The sequence below is a fragment of the Streptomyces sp. CBMA152 genome, assembly GCF_014596475.1.
Classification (GTDB): domain Bacteria; phylum Actinomycetota; class Actinomycetes; order Streptomycetales; family Streptomycetaceae; genus Streptomyces.
In genome coordinates this window covers 153,814-179,862 of the sequence record NZ_MECJ01000031.1, presented here as the reverse complement: position 1 = coordinate 179,862, position 26,049 = coordinate 153,814, and the positions used below count along the sequence as shown (strand labels likewise).

The following is a 26,049-nucleotide window of genomic DNA, read 5'->3' as shown; positions in this document are numbered from 1 at the left end:
AATCGTATGCAGTCCTCGACGACCTGAGCACCCGGCTGGTGGCCGACTGGCTGCGCGAACGCTGCACCCGCTGGCCCCAGGCCACCAACCCACACCTGATCGTCACCTCCCAGGCCTACCGGCACCCGACATCGCCGCAGATCAGCTACACCGGCATGCGTTCCGCCTTCGACCATATCGGGCTTCGGCCCCGCCAACTGTGGTCTGACCGCGTTCTCGACGAAGCCCATGAGACGGTGGACCCTGTTTGCCTCGTACGGCTCTTCGGCATCCACCCCAGGGTCGCCGTGAAGTACGTACACACCGCGCATCCCGACAAAGCGCTGCCTCGTATCCGCTGACCGGGCGACAAGCCCCGCATGCGCCGCCGCGGGTGGAAGACGTCGGCCGTGGCTTCGACCTGGCACCTCCCGGAACCGATGCTCGCGACGCCCACCGAGGACCCCACACTGGCGCCCGGAGATGCTGCCGAACCCACGTGGGACGGCCTTCGGGGGCGTCGGCCTGGCTCCGAGTCGTGCTCCGGGGTGCGGAAGAACGGCAGCGGCCCGGAGGCGAAGCGGAAGCCGCGGCCGGTGGCGGTCATGAGGTCGGTCACGGCGAGGACTGGCGCGACTGAAGGGTCCACATCCGGGTCGCTGTTCGACCTCAGAGGCAAGCATCAGGCTCAGTCAGAACTTGACCGACTTGAAGGCGTGCCCCTCCATAGCTGCTCCAGGGGCAAGGCTGAGAACAGCGGTCCCTGAGCAGTCCGTCGTGGCGTACAGAGCGGCCGTTCCCGCAGTCAGATTCTCCGCGACGTTGGCGTTGCCCACCGGGTGACATGACCCGTCAGCGGGGTCGTCGATGACTGCGATGACGGTGGCACGGTTGGGTTCTGCCGTCAGGACCCCTGCGCCGAATCGGCCCGTTGCGGCTGCAGCAGAGGAGGACAGGCTGCAGAGCGTTGCGATCACTCCGGCGGTGATGACGACGCGAGGCAGGATGCGCATGCAGATCTTCCTTCGGGTGGCCGGGATGTGTAGTGCCTATTTACCGGTTGCGGGTACGGCCATACCCGCTGTAAGCCCGCTCAGGTGATCTGCCTACCGCGAATGGCGGATGTCCTCGCGCGCGATGGCGTCGGCAGCACAGCGTCATCGAGAGGGTGGGGGCGCCTCCCATGGGGGCCCATCGGCGCGGTGCAGGTGGGCGAGCGGCCGACAGGCCGGTATCGGGCTATGCAGAAGGGGCATTGATGCCACAGCTACGTTTCCGTCCCGGCTCACCCGGAGCCACCCGCCGCCTTGCTGGGCGTTCGGTGGCGCTCATTGTGGCTGCGCTGTGCGCGCTCCCGGGCGTGGGGGTCGCGGCACCCGCAGAAGGGCACGGGGCCGGCATCGCCGTACCCGATGCCGGGTACGGACAGATCGGCGCCTATGCGGAGAACCCGTCTGGCGACAGTTCGTGGTACAAAAACCGTTGCCTGTACCACGGGTATGCCAACAACGGGAGCGGCAGTAGCCGAGCGGTTATCAACACGGTGATGACCTGCGGGAGCAACGACACCTATCGGGGCAACAACAAGAAGTGGCTGGTCAGCAAGTACGGCCAAATTACGGCCGATCCTGATGGCCAGTCGAACGGCAAGTCCCTCTGCCTCGACGCGACCAACGCGGGCGCCGCCTGGGGCGGCGGAGACGCCGTCGGGAACTTCCCCTGCTCCAACGATGTCCATCAGACGTGGAATCTCAACGGCAAGCAGATCCAAAGCCTCTCGGAACTGCGTCCGGGCGAGTGTCTGCGGGCCAGCGACGACAATACGAGTGGCGGACTTTTTCCTAGTACCACCGGCTGGTGGTACTACTGGGGTTTCAGCACGATCGGCGTCGACACCCGTAAGTGCTCCGGCACGGACAAGCGGCAGACGTGGACGTGGCCGAAGGCGGTCGGCGCGGATGAGCAGCCGCGGATTTGCTGGTCGGTCCAGGACGACAATCCCGACACCAGCCCACGGTCCTGCTTCCTGTGGGCCGCCGAGCAATACCGCGCGCGCACCGGCCAGGACTACCTGTTCAAGAGCAGCACCAGCGGGGAGGTCAAGAAGGAACCCCGTGTCGAGCTGCGCAAACGCCAGGTACACGAAGCCGATGTCACGCTGATCATCAGCGTGCAGGAATTCGGCAGCGCCGCGGCTCATATCCGTCACGCGACGACCGTGCACCCCGACATGGCCATCCTCACCCTGGACCGCAACATCGCAGACGCCATCGAGCGCCGGCGGCAGACCCGTGCACAGATCCGCGCCTACCGTCAGGCCAACTCGGTGCCCGTCCTGCACGATGTCGACGAATGGCCGATGGCCATGTTCGCCGAGGGCGGCACCTCCAACATGCTGAGCCTCATGCACATCGACCGCGAGAGCAACCGGTCCCTGGGCTCCGCCATCGCCAACGCCCTTGCAGGAAGCAACCCCGCAGGGACCGGATGGCCCAACGGAGCCCGCGTCAGGTTCGTCGTCGTCGACACCAATGCCCAGGCCGACGAACTCAGCCAGACTCTGCAGGCTCAGAACACCCAGGCCAACCGCACCACAGCCGTTACTACCCTCACCAACGTCACCAACCAGCAGCAGCAGACCGACGACCGCACCTACCTCAGCGCGCTCTTCGATGGCGTGCGCCAGCAGATCACCACTGAAGGCGTCGGCCTGGTGGCCCTGGCGGCTTTCGCCGTGCACTCTAACCTCTGACCGCCCTGCAAGACCTGACCCGTGGGGTGCGGTGCGCGGAACGAACGGATGCCAGCACCGCCCCCCGCGGCCTGCCCCTCGGAGACGACCATGTTCCTGCCTGCCCGCGCCTTGTCCTTCGACCCCCTCCCTACCAAACCGGACAGCCCCGAAAGCCGACGGGTGCGGCTCGTTGTGAGTGAGGGGATCCTCAGGCGGTGAGGGCGTATCGGTGCTGGCCAGCTGAGTAGAGACGCTGGTGTTCGGCAACGAGATGGTGCTCCCAGTAGGCGTTGAGGTCGCCGTTGGCCGCGACGGTGGGAGGTTTTAGGGACTGTGCGAGGTCGTGATCCTTGGATTCTGTCCTCGTGTGGGGGGTCTGGTAGGACGCTGGGTGTGAGGCGTAGGCAACTCACGGACGAGCAGTGGGAGTTCATCGAGCCGTACCTGCCGATCGGCGAGTACGGTCTGTTTTCCGGCCCGGTTGCGGGACCAGTTCGAGGGGGTTATCTGGCGGTTCCGCTCCAGCACCCAGTGGCGCGAGACGCCCGCCGAGTTCGGTCCATGGCCCACCGTCTACGGCCGTCTTCGCCTCTAGAGGGACCAGGGTGTCTTCACTGTGCTGTTGGAAGGTCTCATCGCCCAGGCCGCCGCCCGGTCAGAGGCGGATATGTTGTTGGCGAGCGTGGACCCCACGACGGTGCGCGCCCACCACGACACCGCCGGGATGCGCCTCGATGCGGAGGTCATATCCGGCCCGGCGACACCCTCATCGGCCTTAGATCAATCACCAGCCAGATCGCCGGGCGCAGAGCATCCGCTCGCTGGGGCCAGGCCGCCATCCAGCACGTCGCCGCCCGCTACGGACTGCTGCGCTACCGGCCCTGGCGGCCCAACGACCCACCGCTGCCCGTACGAAACCGCACCCACGTCTGGGAGATCAGCGCAGCCGCCCCGACCTTGAAGGACATCGCCGCCAGCGACCTACGCCTCCCCTAGCGCGCCAGCAGGCGGCTCTCGGAGGAGGTGTGGCAGTTGAATCTCGCGCGCCCTGGGCGGCAGAACATGTGGAGTGCGGCTGGACTCCCGGGCGACACGGTCGACGGTCATGTGGGCGTCGACGCCCGGGACGCCCCGGAGCAGAGGGTGGTCAAGAATCCCGGCGATGACCGGAGGCCGCGTGTATGTGCGCAGTGTCTCAAAATCCTTGAGACGGTGGATGATGCCGGTGCAGTCCGTGTAGAACGGGCCGCAAACCCAGCTGGCCGTCCTCACCACTCTCACCGAGATGCGGGTGGTGAGGACGGATGCTCGGCAGGCATGGCTTACATAGCGGTATCGCCCGTCCAGTCCCAGTAACGGTCATCGCTCTCCCGGGCGTCGTACCAGGCCCGCCCGCCGGGGCCATGCGCGCCGTACTCCGCGATCAGGGCACCGCCCTCCGCCCGCTCTTCGGCGCTGAGACCGGTGACGTCGACCAGCAGCCCGTCGAGCGGGCCGCCCTGGAGAGTGACGTACTCGTGGCCCTCGACCGCCTACGGCTCGGGGTCGTCAGGATCAGAGCCGTAGACACGAGGCTGCGCCGCCATGCCGCCATCGTGGCACAGAGCCGGGCGCAGAAGGCCACATGTCGGTAGCCCGCACCCGCCTGGCCGAACTCGCGGTGGGGTAGGCGCTGTTGAGCAGCGCATGACTCGCCGTACGCCACTTCGGTGGCGTGCTCGTACGCACTATTACTCGCCGGTCTCTGCCGGCCGACGCCATGACACAGCGGCGTCGGCAAAGTTTCGACGGCGTCTGCGCGGCCATGTCTGTGCACTGGGTGCGCACGGGATCGTCGGGCGGCTGAACCCCACACCTGTCGCGCTCCACGCCGACGGGGGTCCAAAGAGGGGCGCTAAGCCTCGATCCACCGAACACCAGTTGGCCCTGAGTACGGACTCGAACGCATGGGTGATATCTGAGCTGGGATGATGAGACCTCGTGCGGATCCATATCCGCCGAACGAGAGGGCACCCATGGGATGCACTCCCTTATGCCGCGTCGGCGGTCTGCTGGGTCTGCAGCCGTAGAGTGCGGTTCGTCTGTCTTGTTCGTCATCTGGTCTGTGATTTGTGGGGTCGTGGTGCGTGTACTGGGTCTGATGCGGGTCCGTAATGGCGGGAAGGGCCTGGTGGCGGTGCTTGATGGGCTGGCCCGGTGGTGCGACGACATCTATGTGGTGGATGACCGCAGCACTGACGGGACGGCCGAGGTGCTGCGGGAGCATCCGGGGGTGACCAATGTGGTGCACGCCCGTGCGGGCTTGCCTGGTGATCCGTGGCTGGTGCCGGAGTCGGCGGGGTTGGAGTTGCTGTACCGCATGGCGGACTTCTGCCGACCCGACTGGATCGTGATGACCGACGACGACCAGCTTCTCGAGGTCGAGGGTGATGTGCGGGCTCGTCTGGCTGCCTCGCCGGATGAGGTGGCGGGTCTGCGGTGTCCGCTGGTATCGAGCTGGGACGACCCGCAGTTTCCGCGCATGGTGCCGCTGATGGGAACAGCGACCAGCATGCGCTGCGCCATCTGGCGATACCGGCCCGGCCTCCAGGCAGGCCGCAAGCCCCTGCACAACCACCACTGGCCGCTCAACCTCACCGAACACGGCCGGCTGGAGGACACCGACGGGATACGCCTGGTGCACTCCGGCTGGGACAGCCTGGACAAGCGCATCGCCCGGGTCAAGCTCTACCAGCAGCTCGACCCGGGCAGCGAGCACAACTTCGGCGCCGCCTACGACCGAGCCCTGCTGTTCGGCTACCGCCTGGAAGACATCGAACAGCTCAAAGCCGACTACGCGCGCCGCGCCGCAGCCGAAACCGCGAACGTGACGCCGGCGTGAGCGGCGTCGTTGTGCAGCAGACGGGCGATCTCCCCCAGGCACAGCTCCAGACGCCAGGGCCGGTCGGGCGCACCGTTCCCAGCCGCCTGCAGGATCACGTCGTCGCGCCCGGCGCACCGAGCCACGCGGGCGATGTCGCCGAGCGTCCGCTCAGTGTGCGGATTGCCGGAGATGATCAGGACGCGTGCCCCGACGGCGGGGGGCAGGTGCGCGAGCCATTCCTCTGCGCAGCTGGCGGTGGTATGGCGGGGCGGCCCCTGAGGACGGTGCCGGGCAGCGGCGTTCAGCACGGTCAGCGCCAGCCCGTCCGCGGTGCGCAGTTCCTGCCACAGGACGGTGCGGCGCGGTATACCCGATAGGGTGGCCGGGCCGGTGGCCAGGCGGCGGTCTGTGAGGGTCAGGCCGGGGCCGAAAACGGTCAGGGCGGCAGCGATGGCCAGTTCGTACTCTGTGGCGAACGGGCGCTGCCACGGGTCGCGGTCCAGGGGATCGCGGGTGAGTTCGGCGCGTACCCAGGGATGGCGGAGCAGCCGCGGGTCGGCAGCGGCCAGTCGGCCGAGAATGTCGTCGACGCTCCCGTCGCGTTCCTCCCGCACCCGCTGGCCGCACCAGAGCTTGACCGGGCCGGTCCGGCAACCGTGCTCATCGTGCAGCCGGCGCACTAAGCGCAGTCGGCCCTCGTTGGCCGACCACAGGCCCGCGACGATGTCGGTCTCGTCGAAGGCAGTGCCCGCCTGCGGCCACGTCGCCTCCAACAGTCCTACCTCCCCGACCAGTTCCAGCGCCCGGGCCCTTTGGGCAGGCGTGCAGGAGATGATCGTCCGGCCGTGCTCCGGCCCCAGCCAGTGTCGGGCCGCCGCGGCCGCAAGCTGCTCCGCGCCGTCGTACCAGGGCACGTTCAGGACGCCGAACAGAGCACGCAGGCCGTGACGATGGCGTTCGACGAACCCCCGAGCAGCCGGTATACACCCGGGCGAATCAGTGATCATTTACCCGGAGCATAGTGCACCCGAAACGGTTGTTGCCGCTCCGTCGCCCATGAGTAGCGGCAGGGTGCCACCGTGCGGCGACTTGGCCGTGCACGGCACGGCACGAGGATGCGGTCGATTTCAGGGGAACGAGAAAGTGCCTTGTGACCTGCGATGATGGGAGTTCTTCAGGCTTCCAGCAGGAACGATCAACAAGGCACTTCCGAGATGCAGTCTTCCCATGCCGCTTCAGCGGTGTCCGCTGCGTTCGATGACACGAATCTGGTCGCGTACGCCGGGCTGGTCCCGGTGATGCGGCTGGCCGAGAGGTGCGGGCTTGCCCGTCTGACGGCAGAGAAGGTGAAGCTGAGCGGGGCGAAGAACGGCGCGGGTGCCGCAGTGGACGCCAAGGTCACCAGCATCGTGGCCGGGATGACTGCGGGTGCGGACAGCATCGACGACCTGGACGTCCTGCACCACGGTGCGATGCCGGCCCTGTTCGGCGGGATCGGTGCCCCCTCCACGCTCGGCACGTTCCTGCGCGCCTTCACCCACGGTCACGCACTCCAACTCCACGCCGTGCACCGCAGATTCCTGGCCGCACTGGCCACGCACACCCCGCTGCTACCCGGTTCCGGCGAGAAGGCGTTCATCGATGTCGACTCCGCCCACAAGCGCGTCTACGGCTGGACCCAGCAGGGCGCCGAGTACGGCCGGTTCAAGGGCATCCGCACCCTCCACCCGCTGCTGGCCACGATCTGCACGCCCACCTCGCCGCCGTGCGGCTGCGTCGCGGCAAAGCAGCCGACTCCCGCGGCGCCCCGAAACTCGTCCGTGAGGCCCTGGGCACCGCCGCGGAGGCCGGCTGCACCGGCATACGCGTCCTGCGGGCGGACTCGCAGTTCTACAACGCCGGTGTGATCGCTGCCTGCCGCCGAGCCGGAGCCCATTTCTCCATCAACCGCGGCATGAACCCTTCCGTCAAATGGGCCGTCCTGGCCGTCCCGGACACCGCATGGCAGCAGTTCACCTACCCCACTGCCGTGCCCGATCCCGACACCGGTGAACTCATCTTCGATGCCCAGGTCGCCGAGATCCCCGCCTACACCGCGTTCACCGGCCGCAAAAAAGGCCGAGCACGTCACTGCCCGGCTGATCGTGCGCCGGGTCCGCGACCTGCCCAAACCACCCACTGTCGCGAGCAGGGCGAACTGTTCCCCGTCTGGCGCTACCACCCGTCCTTCACCGACAACCCCGCCGAGACCCTCCAGGCCGAGCAGGAACACCGCCATCACGCTGTCGTCGAACAGGTCATCGCCGACAGCAAAGCCGCAGCCCTCGCCCACCTGCCCTCGGGACCCCTTCCACGCCAACTCCGCCTGGCTCACCCCGTAGGCCATGACCTACAACTTGCTGCGAGCCACCGGTACTCTGGCCTCGGCCTTCCATTCCAAGGCCACCACCGCCACCCTCCGCGCCCACCTCGTCCGTGTCCCTGCCCGGATCGCCCGCTCCACCCGGCGCTGCACCTGCCACAGCGATGGCCCTTGGCAGGAACCGTGGACGCAGCTGTTCGCCGCCGTCCACGCACCACCCGAAGCAGTGCTACGTCCCTGACCACTTCGCCCACCAGGGCCCAACCGGAACCGAAACCGTGGAAGAGCTGGGCAGACTGGCGGATGCCTGCTACCCACAACTGGCTCCGAACCCCGACACCCCACCCCGCCAACCCCAGAAGAGCAATTCCCAAGCCGACCGGTGGATCCAGGCTAAGGCTCCATCCCCCTCCACTCGCAGCACCCTGCGGGCGGCGGCATACCGAGGCCGACCGCACGGTCACCACTGGCTGCTCCACCCCTTCGGCACCCCCGGCACGCTCCGCCGCCATAGGCGTACGCGGATCACGCACCGCGGGCGTGCGACAGCTACTGGTTGGGTAGCTGTGCGAGTGCCGCGCGCAGTTCGTCGAGTTGGCGGTAGTGGAAGCCGGTCATCCCGGCGTCGCGTGCCGCGGTGACGTTGGCGGCGGTGCCGTCGATGAAGAAACAGCGGTCAGGCGCGGCACCAACGCGACGGCTGATCCACACGGTGCGGCACTGCGAGCTGGGCGGGGCCCGGACGGCGGACGATCGGCCGGGCCCGGGCAGGTCACCGCGGGGTACGGGTCTCTCTGCTCAACGAAACGGCCCCACAACGGTTCTGACCGGGCCGCGCGGTGGTGTCGAGGGTCGGCAGGTGATGACGTAGGCGATACCAGGGAACTCCCGCCGGGCGGTGCCTTCGCCGATGACGTCGTCGATGACGAGTTCCTCGACGATGTCGCCGTCGAGCTCTCCGTCGTCCCACTTCTGCTCGATGCCACCCAGTTGGGTTCTGGCCCGTGGTCCGTTGGCCTTAGCACCGTCCGGGTTCGTGGTCGACCACGTGCAGTACTACAGCAGCGCGCTCAAGCCGTGGATCGCGTGCCGCGAGCGGTTCGGCCGGTTCGTGCTACGCCGCGACCCGCGCGACATCAGCCGGTTCTGGGCCCTGGACCCGGAGGGCACCGCGTAGAGGGGCAAGGGTGGTGGTGCCGCGGTCGTGAAGCCGCGATTGGCTCATCGTCGAGTGGCCGAGAGGTAGACCGATTCCTGGGGTTTGAGGAGCCCTTTCATGAAGTTGCTGACGATTTTCGGGAAGAGCCATGCGATGAGTGGGCCGAATTCCTGGCGGAGTTGGTCGTTGGTGCGGGTGTCGTCGGCGATGGGGAGGCAGCTTTGTGGTGGGTGGGTGTCGAACCGGGTGAGAGAGAGGCCCGCTTGGTCGAGGGCGGTTCGGAAGTCCTCGCGGGTCGGGTACCAGCTTTGGGTGCTGGCGAGTGCCCGGGCCATGAAGCGTGAGAAGGGTCGGGTGCTGTAGGCGTCGAAGATCAGTAGTGGGGCGCCGGGTTTGAGCGTGGCCGCCATCCTGCGGAGTCCTTCTGCCTTGCGGGGTGGGGGGAAGTGGGGGATGACGCCCATCGCGGTGATGGCGTCGGCGGCCCCGATCAGGTCGTGCGTGGTCGCGGGGTCGAAGATGTCGCCGACCCGGATCTCGACCCGGTCGGACAGTCCGAGTTTGTCGGCGATGCGGCGTGCCATCTCCGCCTGGTCGCGTTCGATGGTGATGGACACGATCCTCGCATGTGGCATCAGCAGCGCGAGCCGGGCCCACCCGTCGCTGAGGCCGGTGCCGAGTTCGACCAGCAGGCCGTCTTCGGGCGCGGCTTCCACGGCGGGTTGCCAGCAGGTGTCCACGGAGTTGACCTGGGACAGGTGCAGGCGTCGTAGCGGATCGGCGATCTTCCGGATCTCCGGGGTGTACGGGCCCCAGTCCAGAGCGAGCCAGATCGTCGAGAACAGATGATTGAAGTGGAGGCGGTACATCTCCGCGACGGTTTCCTTGGCTCCTCCGCCCAGAATGCGGACCGCAGCACGCAGCTTTTGCGTCATGCTCTGTTGGTCTTTGCTGCCGCCGGGAGGGTGGTAGAAGTCGTGGATCACCTCGTTGCGGACCGGCAGGAACAGGTCCAGGAACCGCTGTTGTCCTTCGACGGTCAGGAAGCCCTCCGGGGTCGTCCGTGCGGCCTGCGGCGTGACGTCCTTTGCTGTGTCGTCAGTGTTGGACATCGGCGGTACACCTTCCTGTGATCGGTTGCGTTGTGGCTGCTGCTCGACGGTCATCAGCGTGGTGCTCCCATGTCGGGCGGCTGCTGTGTTCCATGGCGGGGAGCCGGTCTCCGAGTCGGCTGGACTGCCACCGCAGTTGGCTCGCGTTGAGCGGCTGGTGGGCGGTGGCGTAGGTGGGTGGCGGTGCGGGCGAGGGCGGCGGGGTGGAGGAAGGTGTGGGGGCCGGTGAGCATGTGCAGGACGCGGAAGAACCGGGTGAACATGGCGGGGCTGCCGGGGAGCGAGTTGAGGAGGGCGTCCAGCACACGGGCCGTGACTTTGTCGGTGAGGGTGGGGGGTTGGGGTTGCCAGGCGTGGTCGAGGCAGGTGGACAGCAGCCAGGGCCAGGCGGTGATCCGGGCCTGCCTTCGCTGGAAGGCCGCCAGGGCAGTGGTGCGGTCGGCGGGGTGGGTACGGGTGAGCAGGTCGCGCAGGGCCAGGGCGTGCAGGGCGGCCACGGTGATGCCTTGGGCGTAGACGGGGTTGAACACGCAGGCGGCGTCGCCGAGTACGACCAGGCCGGTGGGCCAGGGCCGCAGCCTCTCGTAGTGGTGGCGGCGGTTGGGGGCGTCGCGGTGGCCGTAGATCGGTGAGCTGGGGGTGAGGTGTTCGAGCAGGGCGGGCAGGCCGATGTGCAGGGAGGCGGCGAATTCAGCGAATTCTTGCTCGGTGTGGGGTGGATAGTCCCCGCCGGCGCCCTGCAGGCCGAGCAGGAACTGGTTGTCTTCGATGCGCAGGCCGAAGCAGCCGCGGCTGCGGTGCGGGGCGCGGGTGAGTTCGGCGAGGAAATCGACGTCGAGGGTGAGGGTGTCGGGGATGGTGTAGCGGCGGGTGGCGTAGCCGATGCGCGGGTCGACGGTGGTGGTACGAGGCCGGGGCAGGCCATGCTCGGCCAGCCAGTCGGGCAGGCGGGAGGACCGGCCGCTGGCGTCCACCACGAGGTCCGCTTCCAACTCGGTGCTCACCCGATTTGATGCCGCAGGGGTGCCTCGGCGGGTGTGGGTGACGCCGGTGACCGCGGTGGTCGCCGGGTTGAAGCGCAGCCCGGTGACTGTGGTGCTGTGGCGGATGGTGACGCCGGGCAGGGCCTGGACGCGGGCGTGCAGCAGGGATTCCAGCAGCGGCCGGCTGCTGGACTGGCAGATGATGCCGGTCGACACGGTGGGAGTGGGGCCGGCGGGGGTCAGGATCGCGGCACGCTGCCCGAAGTCGAACACGGGTGTGCCCGCCAGGCGCAGGTCGTCGTGGAGGCCGGGGAACAGGCCCTCGAGGATCAAGCGGCCCCGGGCGAGCAGCAGGTGCGGGTGGCGGGCTTGTGGTGCCCCGCTGCGCCATCGGTCACCGCTGGCGGCCGGGGCGCGTTCCAGGACGGTGACCTGGTCGAAGAAGTCCGCCAGGACGCGGGTTGTGAGCAGTCCGGCCATGCCGCCGCCGATGACGACCGCGTGGCCGGTCGGGGTGCGGTGGCTTCGGGGTGCTGTGCTGTGGGGTGTCATCGCAGGTAGCCCGGAAGGTCGGTGGCCGGATGGGGAGTGCCGATCAGGTTGAACGCCCGGAAGGACACCAGGGAAACCAGCGTGCAGATGGTGACCAGGCCGATGATGGCCAGCAGCCTGGCGGGGGTGCGTAGCTGCGGTGGAAGCCGCTCGCTTCCGTGGAAGACGGGTGCGCCGCCGTAGTGCCGCACCAGATAGGGCGTTCCCACCCAGAACAGAGCGACTGCCAGGTATTCATACAGCGGGAATCGGTACCAGTGATCGGGCATGATCGCGAGCTCGGCCATCGAGTTGACGTACCCGTAGTGGCCCAACAGGATGAAGGCCGATTCCACGATGACGTCGACGACGTACGTGACCGCAAAAGCTGCCAGGACGAACCTCGGCCCGGAGAGCCCGGGGTTGCGTCGCAGGAAGAGCAGATGCATCAGTGCGGCTACCATCCAGATCATGCCGATCATGAGGGGGTATCCGGTCCAGCCCGCGACGACGGAGTCGTTTTGGCGTTCGGCGAGCTCACTGTGCCAGCCGGGGATGAACGGCCCCCAGGAGGTAGTGCTCGGCAGGTACACGTTGAAGTGCACCATCCGGGTTCCGTACTGCGCGATCGGGGACAGCCAGAAGGAAACCGTGTAGCCGATGCACAGCATCGCGTCCAGCAGCAGCCGGCGTTGTCTGACGCACTGCCAGGCCAGCCACCCTACGCACCCGGTGGTCGCGCCGAGGAATACGTAGAAGGACCCCCACAGCACGGCCGCGCGCCCCGGGCTGACCCCGTCGGGGCGGCGGGGCATCCAGTGAGGGACGTCGGCCAGTGCCCAGCGCAGCATCACCCAGGCGCCCAGGCCCGCCATGACCATGCCGAGCGCTGCCCAGAACACCACCGGTGGAATCAGCCATCGCCGTCGGGTGTCCTCGCGGACGGCTTCTTGTCCCCCCACCGGGATCTTGGTTTCTGGCGTGGACAGCCAGCCTCTGGTTGGGAGTTGTCCGCGGGCGTGGCGTGATCGCCTCATTGGCTCTCCCCGTCCGGTGGCTGTGGAGCGGAGTTCGCGGCGCCGCAGAACGGTTTGTCAGGGCACGGGAGCACCGGCGGCCGTCGCGGCATCGTCGGTGCGCAGGCCCATCCGCTCCGATACCGAGTCGGTGTCGGGTTGTTCGGGTTGGCAGCGGTGTGCGCGAGCTCCGTCACTCCGCTCAGAGGGGGGCTCATCGTGGGTGCTCCGATGCCGGGTCGCTGGTGTCCGCCTCTGTCGGGGAGGTGAGGGCCATGGCGTCCAAGAGCCATTCGGCAAGGGCTGCGGTGGTGGGTTTGACCCAGATGACACCGGGCTTGATGTCCACGGTGAGGGCGCGCTGGAGGCGTTGCTGGAGCTGGACGGCGCCGAGGGAGTCCAGGCCGAGGAGGACCAGGCTGGTGTGGGCGCCGATGTGGCGGGTGGTGTTGCCGAGGAGTTCGCGTACCTGGTCGATGACGAAGGTCTCCAGGATGCGGCGGCGCTCGGGCAGGGAGTCGGCGCTCAGGACCGCGTCGCGTACCGGGGTGAGGCTGTCCTCGCTGTCTGCCGGGCCGTCGAGGAGTTCCCCGATGAGCGTGGCGGTGCGCAGGGCTGGGTACGAGGCGGTCCACCGGCCGATGTCGAGCGGTGAGTAGGCGATCTGGCGGTGGCCCTCGGTGAGGATCTTCTCGAAGGCGTCCATGCCGTCCTGGGGGGAGATCATGACGAAGCCCCGCTGGGCCAGGTGCTGGCCGCGGCCGACTTCGCTCCAGGCGCCCCAGTGGATTGCGGTGGCGGGCAGGCCCTCGGCGATGCGGTGCGCGACGAGGGCGTCGAGATAGGCGTTGGCGGCGGCATAAGCACCCTGGCCGGGTGAGCCGATCAGAGAGGCGACGGAGGAGTAGACGGCGAAGAAGTCCAGGGCGGTGCCGATGGTGGCCTGATGCAGGACCCAGGCCCCCTCTGCTTTGCCGCGCCACACCCGGTCCAGGAGGTCGGTGTCGAGACGTGTGAGGGTGGCGTCTTCGACGACGCCGGCGGCGTGCACGATGCCGTGCAGGGCGAGGCCGTCGGCCCTCGCGGTGTCCAGGACGCGGCGCACGGTGTCCGGTTCGGCGATGTCTGCGAGGACGACCTGGAGGTCGGTCCCCAGAGCGGTGCGCAGGTTCTCCAGCTCTGTGGCGGCCGCGTGCGAGGGTTCGCTGCGGCCGCACAGGACCACCCGCCTCGCTCCCCGTTCGGCGAACCGTCGCGCGGTGAGCAGGCCGAGGCCGCCCAGGCCGCCGGTGATCACATAGGCGCCGTCCTTCCGGACCGGCGCGGGCAGACCGTCGCCGGTGTCCGGTGCCGGGCCGGGGCGGACCCGGGCAACGGTGCGCACGCCGTGCCGCCAGGCGATTTCGGTGATCGCCCGCTGGTCGGCGAGCAGGTCCGCAAGGACCGCCTCCAGCGGGGTGGCACCGGACACCTCCAGTGCGCTGGGCAGGAGTTCGGGGTGTTCGAAAGCTGCGACCCGCAGCAGTCCGCGTACGCCTGCTGCGGCCAGCGGGTCGTCGCCGCGCCACATCACCCACAGCCTCGGCGGCCGTTCCCACTCCGCGAGGCGCTGGAGCACGCTCAGGGTCCGGGTCACGGCGGCGCGGGCGGCCTGCGGTGTCGCCTCGGTGTCCTGCCCGTTGAGGGCGAGCAGGACGTGAGAGGGAGGCGGGGCGGAATCGTCGTCGTGGGCGGCGTGGGCGGCGTCCAGCTGCATGGTGTCCAGGGGCTGCCCGGTTGGGTGGATGAGGGTGCGGCTGCCCGCGGTCCGTTTGGCGAGCAGCTTGCTCAGCCGTCCGCCCCACGCGGCGTCCTCCGGCAGGATGACCAGCCAGTGCTGGTCGCTCGAGGCGGGAGCGGCGGGAGCGTCCTGCGCCACCCAGGCCAGGTGGGCGAGGCGGTCGGTGTAGCGCTGTTCGGCGGGGGTGATGTTGGCCAGGCGCAGCCCGCGTACCTCGGCCACGACCGTGCCGTCCCCGGTGGTGAGTACCCCGGAGGCGGTGCACGCCAGGTCGTCGGCCTGGTGCAGGCGGATGTGCGCGGCCCGGGTATGCGCGGTGGGCCCGTGGACGAGGATCTCGTCGAACCCGGCGACGACGACCGGGCCGGGGCTGGTGGCACAGTACGTCAGCCAGGCCGCCACCACGGTCTGCACCAGCTCGTCGGTGAGCGCGGGGTGCAGCAGCATCGCGGCGGCACTGACCCGGGCGCTGTCGGCGAGGGAGAGGGCGGCGACAGCGCGGGTGCGATCGGGGTGGATGCGGATGCGGTCGATCGCGGTGAACGCGGGGCCGTGGAAGACGTCGTGGCGCTCGCGCAGATGCTGGTACAGGTCGGCGGGCGTGGTGTCACTCCACTCCTCGTCGGGTTTGTAGAGGGGCCCTGGTGGTGTCGGGGCGAGAGCACGTACTGCCGCCCGGGCGTGCACCAGGACGCTGCCGTCGTCATCGTTGTGGGTGAGGACTTCGGCCAGGGCGACGTTGCCGTCGCGGACCAGGCGGGTGGTGACCCGCGGTTCCGGGTCAAGGATCAGGGGGCTGTCGATGCGCAGGTCGCTGAGGGCGATGTGGCGGGTGCCGAAGACCTCGGCGCCTGCGGCGAGCAGCATCTCGGCGAAGCCGGTGCCGGGCAGCACCGGGGTGCCGGCCACTTTGTGGTCGCCCAGCCAGGGCAGCCGCCGGGGACTGATCGGTGTCTGCCACAGGTGCCGGCCCGGGTGGTCGGGGTCGCTCACGTGGCCGCCGAGCAGCGGGTGCTGGCGGGCGGCGGGCAGTTGGGGGGCGACGAGGGCGTACGGGGGCTGGTTGCCGCCGTGCCGGGTCCGGTTCCAGGCGGTCACCGGCAGATCGGCCAGCTCGCCGTCGCCGTAGCGGGTGGCAAAGGCGATGCCGTCGTATCCGGCGGCGTGCGCGGTGGCGAGGTGGGTCAGGAACGCCTCGCGGTCGTCGGTCCCGCGGCGCAGCGAGCCGACCGCCACGATGTCGGTGATGCCGGCCGCACGGGCGGTGTCCTGGACGGGGCGCGTGGCCAGCGGGTGGGCGGTGCACTCGACGAACAGCCGGTGGCCGTCGGCGAGCGCTGCCTCGACGGCGCGCTGGAAGTGCACGGTGTCGCGCTGGTTGTGCACCCAGTAGGAGGCGCCCAGCGGGCCCGGGTTACGGGGGTCGTCGGTCACGGTGGAGTAGAAGGCGATCTGGCCGGGCCGGTTGGCGGGCAGCTCGGCGAGGACCTCGTGGAGTTCACCAATGATGGGATCGACCTGGGCGGAGTGCGAGGCCACGTCCACGTCCACCAGGCGGGCCACCGTGCCCTGCTCGTTACACGCGTCCACCAGCGCCCGTACCTGCGCCGCGTCACCGGAGATCACCGTGGTGCCGGGTGAGGTCAGCACGCCGAGGGAGACACCGTCGGCGCCGGCCGCCTCGATCGCGGCTGCGGTGTCTGCGGCGTTGAGCATCACGGAGGCCATCGCGCCATGGGCGATGCGGGCCAGCAGGGTGGCCCGGCGGCAGATCACCTTGGCACCGTCCCCGGTGCTCAGTACCCCCGCCACCACGGCGGCGGCGACTTCGCCGAGCGACTGGCCGATCACTGCCGCGGGCTGCACCCCCCAGGACCGCCAGAGCGCGGCCAGCGCCACCTGCACGCCGAACAGGGTGGGCTGGATGCGGTCCACACCAACCAGGCCGTCCGGCTCCTCGAGCATCGCGCGCAGCGAGAATCCGCACTCCCGCAAAATCAGCGGTTCCAACTCGTCGACGACGGCGGCGAACGCCGGCTCGTGGGCGAGCAGGCCCTGGCACATACCGGGATACTGCGAGCCTTGACCGGTGAAGACAAACACCGGACCGAGATGCCCCGGCGGCAGCACTGGCGTCCCCGTCACCACGCCGTCGGCTACGCCCCCTGCGGCGAACTCCCCTGCCTGCTCGGCGAGTTCGGTGCGGCTGCGGGCGACAATGCCGAGCCGCTGCTCGGCATGGGCGCGGCGCAGCGCCAGGGTGTGCGCGACGTCACCCAGCGGAGCATCGGCCGCATCCTCTGTTCCGGTCCACTCCGCCAACCGTCCAGCCGCCGCGGCCAGGGACTGCGGCGAGTTGCCCGACTGCAGGAACAGCCGGGGCTCGTCGTGCCCGCGCGCCTTCTGGGCCGCACGCCTGTGGGTCCGGGTGGGTGCCGTCTCCAGGACGAGGTGCCCGTTGGTGCCGCTGACGCCATAGGAGCAGACGGCGGCGAGCCGGGGGCCGTTCCCCGGCACCGGCCAGGCAGTCAGCTCGGTCGGCACGAACAACCGGGATTCTTCGTCCCGGACGATGGCCGGGTTCCACTGGGTGAAGTTCCGGTTGGCCGGGACCGCGCCGCGCCGCAGCGCCTCGACGGTCTTGATCAGTCCGGCGATCCCGGAGACCGGTTCGCTGTGCCCGATGTTCGTCTTGACCGACCCGAGCGCACACCGCCCCCGTCCCCGCCCGTAGACGGCGTTGATCGAGGTGTACTCGACCGGGTCGCCGACCGCGGTGCCCGGACCGTGCGCCTCCACCAACCCCACCTCACCGGGGTCGATGCCCGCCCTGGCCACAGCGTCCCGGAACAGCAGTTGCTGCATCTCGGTGGAGGGGGCGGTCATCCGGGTGGAGCGGCCGTCGTTGTTGACGGAACTGCCGCGGATCACCGCCAGCACCCGGTCCCCGTCCCGCAGCGCGTCCGCCAAGCGTTTGAGGAGCACCATGCCGGCGCCCTCGCCGCGCACGTACCCGTCGGCCCGGGTGTCGAAGGCATGGCAGGCGCCCCGGCCGGACAGCAGCAGCGGGGCCTCGAAGTACTGGGTCTGCGGGGCCAGCATCAGCAGGACACCGCCCGCCAGGGCAGCGTCGCACTCCCCCAGGGTCAGCGCACCACAAGCGCTGTCGAGCGCCACCATGGCCGACGAGCAGTGCGTGCCGACCACCATCACCGGGCCGCGCAGGTCCATCGAGAACGCCACCCGCCCCGCCGGCCCCGCATGGTAATTACCGAAGAGATACGCACTGTTGGGGGCATCCTCGACCGGCCGCGCCTCACGGAAGAGGTTATCCAGGGCGTAGGTGCCGACATACACCCCGGTGCGGCTGCCGCGCAGCCGGTCGACGGGGATGCCGGCGTGCTCCACCGCCTCCCAGGCGGTCTCCATCAGCACCCGGGCCTGCGGGTCCACCGAGTCCTGCTCCGCGGGCGCCACGGACAGCGCCTCGGGCTCCCAGGCCCACACGTCCCCGTCGAGGAAACAGCCGACGGCGGCGCGCGCCGCGATCTGCGGGTCGTGCAGCGCGGCGAGCCGCTCCGCGTCCCAGCGGTCCGCGGGCACGGGCCCCACCGTCGAGCGGCCTTCGGCCATCAGCCGCCACAAACCGGACGGACTCTCCACACCGCCCGGGAACCGGCAGCCGATCCCGACGACGGCAATGGGCGTCTCCTGGGAAGCAGACATGACCGTGCTCCTATTCGGCGATCGCCGTGCTGTAGGTGAACTGGAACACCGACAGCTGTCGGCCCTCGACCAGCACCGTGGCGCCCGTCCGCTCGTAGTGCTGGTGCCGACCGTAAAAGGCCACCACCCACCGCTCCGGCACCACCGGCGCATCAATCTCCCAGACCCGCCCCAGGCCCTCGGGGCCGCCCTCCACCACAATGGTGATCACCGCACATCACCTGCCTGCCCTACCGCGCGCCCGCCCCGGGCGATCGGCCAGTACCGCCCGCCCCGGAACCCGCACGCACGCTTGTTGTAACGCAGAGCCAACAACCACCCCGCCCCACCGAAAAGGGCGCGCACACGACATACGCGGGCAGACCCCGCACACCCCCAACACGCCCCGCACACCCCGCGCACACCCACCGGCAGCCGCAACCTCCCAGACCACCCGTTGCCGTAGCCGGAACCCCACCGCTCGCGCCCTCACCCCAGATCAGACCGCGCACTCCCCCGCTACCGCTCTCACCAGACATGACTGTGCCTGGCGGCAGGTACAAGCGCGACAGCTCCGGCGCACCACCCATCACCAGCCGCCCATATCTCGCCACCGTCATAACTGCCACCTCCACCAGCAGGCCCACGCAGGGCACCAGCACCGCCTGCACAAGGCGGGGGAACCGTTCCTTCCCTTTTAGCTGGCGTCAACAGAGCACCTCCGACAAGGCGCGCTCAGGGGGCGCTCGCCGCGCACCCTGCGCACAGCCGCATGGCGCGCGCCCTCGGCAAGTGCCCCCGACCGCCCCACACTTGCCCCGGCACACGCCGGATTGACTGCGGTGGAGCCTCTGCCGCGACCACCGCGACCTGCGGCGGGGCATTCCCGCCAGCACGGCGAGGTGCACACATTCCCTGCGGCGGAGGCGGAAGCCGGGGCGGTCATCACGATCGAGCCGGCAACCGAACTCGAGGCAAGGGGCGCATTGCGGTTGCCACGCGCCTGGGTGGTGCCCCTGTCCGCTCCTCCGTCGTCGGACTCCGCGGCGGCCGAGCGGTACCTCACCGGCATGGGCATCGCGAAGCCCTCCGCCCGGATCTACCGGATCTCGCGGACGGCATGGGGATGGATGCCCGCCGGCGAACCCGCGCCGGGCGGTCCCGCCCGCCAGGGCGCGAAGCACCCCGTCGTCCCCGTCACCGCGATCGACGACCCGGGCGCTGCGGAAGTACTCACCGAGCTGGCCGCGCGGGCGCACGCGATGGACCCCGACACAGTCAACCGGGAACCGTCCATCGCGCGCAGGGCGATCGGCTGGTGGCAGCTGCCGGGCTGAATCGAAGGCGACCCGGTGATCGGCATCGAGCGGCGGCCGGCGCTGCCGGCCGCACCAAGGCCCTGGCAGCAAACCAGATCGCCGCCCTGTGGCATCTGGACGCCGCCCTGCCAGGGCACCCGGGGCGCAGGGGGCTTTGCGTGGACGTGCTCTGTCCCGGCGTGCCGTCCGGGCGGTATGGCCAACTACGAGCGGTGGCGCGCGAAATACCCGCCGCTCTGGCCCAGGTCCCGATCTGCATGGTCACGCCCCTGTCGACACTTGCTGTCACGCAGTGGATGAAGCGGGAGTTCCAGGTTCTTGTGATTGCGCATCAGCTGAGAGAACGGGCCTGGCCGGGGTTTTGGGTAAGGGTCGGGTTCGGTGCCCTGGACGAACGCACACAGGATGGGGCCGGCCGGTCGGGGGCTCGGACCGCTCCAGGAGGATCCGTATCGCATCTTGGCGACTCACGGCGTTGGCGCCGCTCTTCGGCAACCACCCCGGTGAGAACAGCGCGGTTGGTGTAGCGGTGGACGACGCCGAGGACCAGGCCGTGCAGTTCGCCGGGATCGAGCGCGGTGCTGGGCGCCGCCGCTGAAGCCGTAGCGGACGGTCTGTCGTGGCAGTGAAGCGCAATGAAGCCACTCATATCTGCGCTTCACGGGCAAAGCACTCGTTAAGTTTTATATCAATATTTTGTTGGTAAAGTTCTCGCCAAGTAACGCTTGACCTGGTGATGGTGAGCGCAGCGGCGTGGTGCGGGCGCCGGTCCATGGGGCCGACGCCTGTGCATTAGCGGCCCCCTGGCGGGGAAGAGCGCGCCCAGGTCCTTGTGGCAGCCCTTGCGTGCTGCTCGATGTCTCCTGCCGCGAAGCCAGCCTGCCTGTCACCGTAGTTGACGCCCTTGTTGCCGTTCGCGGCGCTGGGCGCTGTCGGCTGGTCGATGCGACGGCACGAGAGAGACAGATGAGAGCAGTTTCTAAAAGATCGATGCGAGTTCCCTTGATCGGGGCACTCGTGGCAGCCAGTTTGCTGGGCGGTATCGCCCCGGCGGCGTTGGCCGCAACACCTGCTGCAGGTTCGCCTGGCTTCAAGGAGGCCGGTAAGGCGTATATGGCGGCAGCCTCCGGTGAGGCTGGCAAGCGGACGGTGGGTTCGGGCCGTGAAGAGGTGACGGTGACGTTGCCGAACGGGACGCAGGCCAAGGCGTACCGCATCGCGATTCCGGACTCGAAGGTGCAATCGGGGATAGCTGTCCTGTGGGACAGGTACACCGGTAGCTCGGGCGGACACACGTTGCCCGTGGGCGCCCAGGGAGCGGAAGCGGCAAAGGCCGAGGCGTTCCTTGCGCGGGTCGAGGGTGCCGTCAAGGGGCTTGCCTCCAGCACGGAGGGCCGGGAACTGCTGGAGGGGATCGGCCGTATGCGGCCGATCGATGTGGCGACGGGCAAGGCGAAGCCGGCGTTCGGCAATGACACGGTCACCACGCTGTTCTACCGGGGTATGCCCGCCGACGAACAGCAGTGGCCCGACGCTTTGAAGCGGAAACTGAAGGAGGCGGAGGAGGCCGACAAGGCTCTCGCCGACGACCTGCGTCAGAATGCGGTCGTCTCCGAACCGGTGGCGAACGCCATCGACCGTAGCCGCGCCAGCAACTCCAACGGATCCGAAGGCATGGTCGCCATGCCTGACGAGGCGAAGGTGTTCTTCGGCTATCTGCCCGACGGCAAGCGGATCGCCATCCACGAGAGCCAGCTGGTCGGACACGAGCTGGTCCACGTCGGGCACTACCTCCAGGGGACCTTGCTCGACGGCCCTCGATGGAAAGTCGAGGTGGAGGTTCCGTTCACAGCCGCCGACGGATCACGTAAGACTGCCAAGGTCGTCATCGCCGGTGAAGAGGTCAGGACCCTCGGCGGGAACGATGCCCGGACATCCGTCACCACTGTTGCCTCGTCTGGCGGCAAGTCCGAGCTCAGGATGGCTTTCGTCGACGAGTCGGAAAAAGCCATCGGGACAGCGATAAAGAACGCCCCTGACGAGGCCACGAAGACGGCGTTGCAAAAGGTCCAGCATGGCCGTGGCCAGACCTACCTCAGCAGCGAGACCCGCCTGGCCGAGGAGAACAACTGGAGCGCGCGGCCGCACTACGACCTTCCCGCGGAGGAGATGGCCAAGGCGTGGGGGAAGACCAGAGCGGAGGTGGCCGGCGAGTTCGTCACGGTGCCGCCCGACACTTCCTTCACCATCCGTGAACTGAAAGACCCTCAAGCCCTCCGGGACAAGCTGGAGAAGGCCGGGGAGAAGACCGGGAAGAAGCTTCTGTCCAGCGCGGTGCGGGCCTGTTCGCGCTACTTCGGCCGCGGCCGCGAATCGGTGTGGTGCAGCGCGGACGGCCGGCCCGAGGAAGTGACGCAGGAGACGCACAGCCGCACCCGGGAGGTCCGCGGCTTCCTGGAGGAGCATCCGGACGCGCGGGTGCAACTGCCGTCGGCTGCGGGCGATATCACGCGGGAGGAGATGCAGAGGGAGCTGGTCGCGTTCCACGGCGTCAAGCCCGGGGACGTGGACAGAGTCCTCGAAGGGGTCGAGCGCCATGGCACGGCCGGAAACAATGAGCGGGACTGGAAGGGCTTCTACCTGGCGGAAAACGAAAGCCACGCCGCCGGGTACACCATCGGCGAGGACGGAATGTCCGCCGGGGGCGTGGTCAAGGTGAAACTGCAACCGCCCTTCACCCTGGCAACCGTGGACATGGTGAAGGAGGTCGGCGAGACAGAGGAGCAGTTCGACAAGAGGCGCGTCAAGCGCATCAAGGAAGAGTTCCAGGTTAAGGCCGACGACCCGATGGTGGACTCCCTCGCGAAGGACAAGGTCGTCCTGAAGTTGAAGGACGGCACCACGGATGCGGGCGGGGCTGAACGGTACGAGCTCATCGTTCCCTGGGAGATGGCCCAGGGAAACAAGCCGGAGCTCGTCCAGAGATTCAATAAGGGCACCCGAGGCGTAGCCGACGCGGAGGCCATGATGGCGGGCTGTCCGATCGGCCCGTCGCTCGCCAAGCGTTCGGCGGGCACCGCGCGTGCCAAGGGCTCGGCGCGCGGGTGTACGGAGATCGGGTTCGTGCAGGAGTCCGCGGACATCCTCGATACGTTGCGCCGTGAGGGGAACGTGGCTGAAGCGGCCAAGTCGCTGGCCGAGGCGGCACACACTCTGGAGAACTCCGAGGAAGCTTCAGCCCAGGTACGGGAGAAGGCCAAGGCGGTCCGGGAGAAACTGGTAGCTGCCGTTTCGGGTGGAAAGGTCAATGCCGGCAAACTGGCCGAGGCGAACAAGACGTTGACCCAGCTGGCCGAGTCACTCGATCGTGTCGGCAAGCCGGTGATGGCTCTGGCCAAGACACTGGATCGGGAGCCGGCACGTGCGCAGGCCGTTGCCGAGGGCAAGAAGCTGCCGGGCCGGGCGCGGGAGCGGGCGAAGGAGCTGTGTGCCAAGTCCGGTACGGCGTCGTGTGTGGAGACGGTGGACTGGGAGCAGGTCCGTCGTGAGGCGCGGGCCGTGGCCGAGAGGCTGGTGGAGAAGAAACTTGCCGGTATCGGTGAGGTTTCCGAGATCAAGCTGTCCAAGGACATGAAGGCGTCGCTGAAGGATCCTGCCACCTTCTACGTGCCCTATGAGAAGACGCGCGGGAAGCTTGCGAACCCGGCCGGAGATCTCGCGTGGGAACGGGTGAAGAGCGCTGGTGGAGCAGGCATGTACCTCCTCGGCCTCTACCAGGCGTTCTCCGGCGACTCCACCGATCTGGACAAGGGCGCCGCCATCGCGGCGCTCATCCCCGCGGTGGGCGACATCCTCGGCCTGGCGGTCGATCTTGAGCACAAGGACTATGTGAGCCTCGGTGTCGATGCCGCCGCCTCGCTCGCCGGTCTTCTGGAGACGGCAGGAGTGGAGGGAATCGGCGGCCCGGCGTTCGCCGTGGCGATGGTCTACCACCTCGGCGCGCAGGCCATCGCTGCTGACTTCCAGCGCTACGACGATGTCAAAAACGCCGTAGCGGAGCGGGATATAGGGTGGCACGACGCCCTGATGAAGTACCTTCAGGACCCGGAAAAGGGCTGGCTGTCCAAGGAGGGCGGCACCCAGGTCGTCGCCATGGCGATCGGCTTCCTCCAGGCCGTCGAACTCCAGCGGGCCTCGGTCAAGGCGACCGCCCACGCCGCCACAGCAACCGTCGACGGGGGCGCCTACACCGCCCCCAAGACCGGTGACTGGGCGCGTACCGACGCATCCAAAAACGCCGACGCCGCGGTGGACACACTCACCGACAAGACACCCGACATCGTGCGCCAGGCAGCGGCCAAGTCGATCGCCGACGGAATGAACGCAGCCTGGAACGAGAAACAGGGCAAGGAATTCAACCAGGCCTACATCGATCGCGTCAGCAGCATCCAGCTGGGAATCTGGTGCGGGCGCAGTATGCCGGACGGAAGCAACCCCTGCTACGAAAGCTCGCAGAAGATGCGGGCCGGGGTTCTTGAGAACCTGAAGAAAAATCCTCCCGCCGGTGTCACGGCGGAAGAAGTCGAAGACGTCCTGAAGAACTTCGGACTCACCGGCCCCGGATTCCTTCCGCTGGGACACCCCTTCCGTCTCTCCACCACATCCGACGGCGCACAGAGGTACCTGCACTTCGACATCGAGAACGAGAAGGCCAACCACGCGAAGGACGCCACCGATCCCACCCGGCAGGAATTCTTCTTCCGCACCACTGGCCGCATCACTGACCTTGAAGGCGGGCTGTGCATGGCCGGAGGGAAGAAAGCCGGAGACCCGGTCACCGTGAACGCGTGCACCCACCGCAACGCACCCGAACAGCGCTGGCAGCCCGACGACAAGGGCCGCATCAAAAACCTCGCCACCGGCCAGTACCTGGACTCCGGGGAACCGGACGGATACGTCACCACCTGGTCCGGCGAAGACGGCACCCCGGCGCGCCAGACCTGGAAGGCCGAAGAGCCCGCACGGAGCATGACTCCGCAGACCGGCAACGACGCGATCAGCAAACTGCTCTCCGCACCCGGCTCGTCCCATCAGATCGACGGCGTCGTCCCCAACCAGGCCCCCAACAGTTACTACCTGTTCTCCGGAGCCAACATTCTGAGCGTTTCCACCTCATCCAACGGAGGCGACCTGAAGTTGTCCCCCGGCGAGGTCAAAAAGACGACCGAACACTGGGAGGGCCTTGCACCCCTGTTCGCCGCGTCACGGGACACCAGGATCACCGCCGGCATGAAGGTACCCAGGAGGCCGGGCGAGCTGTACCTGTTCTCCGGAGACAAGTACGCGCGCCTCGGGACTGACGGAAAGATCATTAACGAGCCCCGCAGCATCGAGGACAACTGGGCAACCCTGAAGGGCCTGTTCGCCAAGTCGGGCGTCAAGCGCGTTGATGCGATCCGTCCCATCCCCGGCGTCGAGGACTGCTTCCAGTTCTTCTCCGGCGCCTACAGCAACCAGGTGTGCCTCAACAACGACCTGGAAGACCGCGAGACGGGTCCTGTGCAGCGGAACGCGGAGCGCTGGCCGGAGATCGGGGCGAACACGGGGAAGGACGAGGTGCATGGATTTCTCCAGGTACCGGGGAAGCCCATGGCGAACCACATCTTCACCGGAGACCAGTTCACCCACGTAGACCGGTCGGTCCTGCCCGCCAAGCCGGACGTGCAGTTCGAAGTCAGCACAATCTATTCCGCCGTGGCCTTCGCCTGGAACAACGGGAAGGGACTGGCGGAGGGGACGAAGATCGTGGTCGAGCGATCCGGGGATATCTCCGCAAAGGCAGAGTTCGACCCGTCGCCCGGGAAGCTCCCCGACGGCAACGAAACCGCCCACCAACTCATCCGCCTCCCCACAGAGGGGATCTTCGGAACCAATTCGTACACGATGACGGCCCACTACCGATACATCCACCCGGACGGCTCTGAAGAGATCAGCGGGCAGTGGTCACAAGGGTACTGGTGCAGCATGTGGAAGTGCGATTACTCCTAACTGGACCGTGCTTTCACACCGTATGCACCTGCTGAACCTCTTTCATCCTGCACCGCGAGGTGAAGTGAACCGGTCAGCTGAGGTGTGACAGGCAGGGCCCCTGGCCGTCGGCGTGATGACCTCACTCATCGCCCCGGCGACCGAGGGGCCCTTTCTGCGTCCGCCGGTACGCCTACCGGCATGGCATGCGGCCAGGCGGGCATGGCCTGCTTCAAGCCGGGTCGGCGGTCCCGGCTCATCTATGCGATCCGCGAGTATCGGGGCCGGAAGGACGAGCCGAAGGGCTTCGGCTGGCGGGACTTCCGTGACCTGATCGTCCGTGCCCGTATTCAGCTCGGGCTCGATCGTCCTGGTCTGGGGCAACGTCCGCCTCCATCTGACCGCTGGTATGAAGGAGTTCATCGACGCGAATGCCAAGTGGCTGACGGGGCCCTCCCGCACACGACAGACGGCGGCCT

At 68.3% G+C, this 26,049-nt stretch carries 17 protein-coding genes and 1 pseudogene; 10 read left to right on the top strand and 8 right to left on the bottom strand.

The window, feature by feature from the left end:
- The first annotated feature begins 38 nt into the window (after positions 1-38).
- Positions 39-341 (top strand): hypothetical protein, encoded by a 303-nt coding sequence (locus BG418_RS32130; RefSeq protein WP_188277560.1) that lies wholly within the window; start codon positions 39-41, stop codon positions 339-341.
- 330 nt (positions 342-671) lie between these two features.
- On the opposite strand, the gene BG418_RS32125 is transcribed toward BG418_RS32130, so the two are convergent.
- Positions 672-992: a hypothetical protein gene (locus BG418_RS32125; protein ID WP_188277559.1), complete on the bottom strand. Its 321-nt coding sequence runs from the start codon at positions 990-992 to the stop codon at positions 672-674.
- 245 nt (positions 993-1,237) lie between these two features.
- On the opposite strand from BG418_RS32125, the gene BG418_RS32120 reads away from it, so the two are divergent.
- The 4 genes from BG418_RS32120 to BG418_RS32105 all read left to right on the top strand — a co-directional run bounded on the left by BG418_RS32120 (position 1,238) and on the right by BG418_RS32105 (position 5,594).
- Entirely contained in the window at positions 1,238-2,731 is a 1,494-nt protein-coding gene (locus BG418_RS32120) for a hypothetical protein (RefSeq protein WP_188277558.1), read from the top strand.
- A gap of 463 nt (positions 2,732-3,194) precedes the next feature.
- On the top strand, positions 3,195-3,308 hold the full coding sequence (locus BG418_RS41305) for a transposase (RefSeq protein ID WP_399001107.1): 114 nt from the start codon (positions 3,195-3,197) through the stop codon (positions 3,306-3,308).
- Between the two features lie 808 nt (positions 3,309-4,116).
- Entirely contained in the window at positions 4,117-4,347 is a 231-nt protein-coding gene (locus tag BG418_RS41300; RefSeq protein ID WP_188277557.1) for a hypothetical protein, read from the top strand.
- Positions 4,348-4,832: 485 nt separating this feature from the next.
- A complete protein-coding gene (locus tag BG418_RS32105) occupies positions 4,833-5,594 on the top strand; it encodes a glycosyltransferase family A protein (protein WP_317453833.1) in 762 nt (253 codons plus the stop codon).
- On the opposite strand, the gene BG418_RS32100 is transcribed toward BG418_RS32105, so the two are convergent.
- Entirely contained in the window at positions 5,546-6,583 is a 1,038-nt protein-coding gene (locus BG418_RS32100) for a hypothetical protein (protein WP_188277556.1), read from the bottom strand. The genes BG418_RS32105 and BG418_RS32100 overlap by 49 nt on opposite strands.
- Positions 6,584-6,790: 207 nt before the next feature.
- Between BG418_RS32100 and BG418_RS41295 the strand changes: the two are divergent.
- Positions 6,791-8,179: pseudogene (locus BG418_RS41295) on the top strand (IS1380 family transposase).
- A 308-nt stretch (positions 8,180-8,487) separates the two neighbouring features.
- On the opposite strand, the gene BG418_RS32090 reads toward BG418_RS41295, so the two are convergent.
- Positions 8,488-8,649: a hypothetical protein gene (locus BG418_RS32090; RefSeq protein WP_188277555.1), complete on the bottom strand. Its 162-nt coding sequence runs from the start codon at positions 8,647-8,649 to the stop codon at positions 8,488-8,490.
- A 325-nt stretch (positions 8,650-8,974) separates the two neighbouring features.
- Here BG418_RS32090 and BG418_RS32085 point away from each other — a divergent pair, with 325 nt between their 5' ends.
- Positions 8,975-9,115, top strand: coding sequence for a Mu transposase C-terminal domain-containing protein (locus tag BG418_RS32085; protein ID WP_317453831.1), 141 nt, complete (start codon positions 8,975-8,977; stop codon positions 9,113-9,115).
- Positions 9,116-9,159: 44 nt separating this feature from the next.
- Here BG418_RS32085 and BG418_RS32080 read toward each other — a convergent pair whose 3' ends face one another.
- The 5 genes from BG418_RS32080 to BG418_RS32060 form a co-directional block, all read right to left on the bottom strand.
- Positions 9,160-10,209 (bottom strand): cyclopropane-fatty-acyl-phospholipid synthase family protein, encoded by a 1,050-nt coding sequence (locus tag BG418_RS32080; RefSeq protein ID WP_223185740.1) that lies wholly within the window; start codon positions 10,207-10,209, stop codon positions 9,160-9,162.
- Between the two features lie 53 nt (positions 10,210-10,262).
- The gene (locus BG418_RS32075; protein ID WP_188277553.1) at positions 10,263-11,744 is read right to left on the bottom strand and encodes an NAD(P)/FAD-dependent oxidoreductase; all 1,482 of its coding nucleotides are present in this window, start codon (positions 11,742-11,744) and stop codon (positions 10,263-10,265) included.
- The gene (locus tag BG418_RS32070) at positions 11,741-12,628 is read right to left on the bottom strand and encodes a spirocyclase AveC family protein (RefSeq protein ID WP_188277552.1); all 888 of its coding nucleotides are present in this window, start codon (positions 12,626-12,628) and stop codon (positions 11,741-11,743) included. The genes BG418_RS32075 and BG418_RS32070 overlap by 4 nt, the downstream gene beginning before the upstream one ends.
- A 325-nt stretch (positions 12,629-12,953) precedes the next feature.
- On the bottom strand, positions 12,954-18,245 hold the full coding sequence (locus BG418_RS32065) for a type I polyketide synthase (protein WP_188277551.1): 5,292 nt from the start codon (positions 18,243-18,245) through the stop codon (positions 12,954-12,956).
- 10 nt (positions 18,246-18,255) lie between these two features.
- On the bottom strand, positions 18,256-18,456 hold the full coding sequence (locus BG418_RS32060; RefSeq protein WP_188277550.1) for a DUF5988 family protein: 201 nt from the start codon (positions 18,454-18,456) through the stop codon (positions 18,256-18,258).
- Between the two features lie 760 nt (positions 18,457-19,216).
- Here BG418_RS32060 and BG418_RS32055 point away from each other — a divergent pair.
- The 3 genes from BG418_RS32055 (at position 19,217) to BG418_RS32050 (ending at position 25,591) form a co-directional block, all read left to right on the top strand.
- Complete coding sequence (locus BG418_RS32055) at positions 19,217-19,561, top strand: hypothetical protein (protein WP_223185739.1); 345 nt, start codon at positions 19,217-19,219, stop codon at positions 19,559-19,561.
- A 457-nt stretch (positions 19,562-20,018) separates the two neighbouring features.
- Positions 20,019-20,141 carry a hypothetical protein gene (locus tag BG418_RS40665; RefSeq protein WP_262928630.1) on the top strand — a complete coding sequence of 41 codons (123 nt, stop codon included), beginning with the start codon at positions 20,019-20,021 and terminating at the stop codon, positions 20,139-20,141.
- A 419-nt stretch (positions 20,142-20,560) separates the two neighbouring features.
- On the top strand, positions 20,561-25,591 hold the full coding sequence (locus BG418_RS32050) for a hypothetical protein (RefSeq protein WP_188277549.1): 5,031 nt from the start codon (positions 20,561-20,563) through the stop codon (positions 25,589-25,591).
- Positions 25,592-26,049 lie beyond the last annotated feature (458 nt).

Coding starts and splice junctions, on each gene's coding strand:
- BG418_RS32080 (WP_223185740.1), bottom strand. CDS start 10,209: ATGTCCAACACTGACGACACAGCAAAGGACGTCACGCCGCAGGCCGCA.
- BG418_RS32065 (WP_188277551.1), bottom strand. CDS start 18,245: ATGTCTGCTTCCCAGGAGACGCCCATTGCCGTCGTCGGGATCGGCTGC.
- BG418_RS32100 (WP_188277556.1), bottom strand. CDS start 6,583: ATGATCACTGATTCGCCCGGGTGTATACCGGCTGCTCGGGGGTTCGTC.
- BG418_RS41300 (WP_188277557.1), top strand. CDS start 4,117: ATGCGCGCCGTACTCCGCGATCAGGGCACCGCCCTCCGCCCGCTCTTC.
- BG418_RS32125 (WP_188277559.1), bottom strand. CDS start 992: ATGCGCATCCTGCCTCGCGTCGTCATCACCGCCGGAGTGATCGCAACG.
- BG418_RS32120 (WP_188277558.1), top strand. CDS start 1,238: ATGCCACAGCTACGTTTCCGTCCCGGCTCACCCGGAGCCACCCGCCGC.
- BG418_RS32075 (WP_188277553.1), bottom strand. CDS start 11,744: ATGACACCCCACAGCACAGCACCCCGAAGCCACCGCACCCCGACCGGC.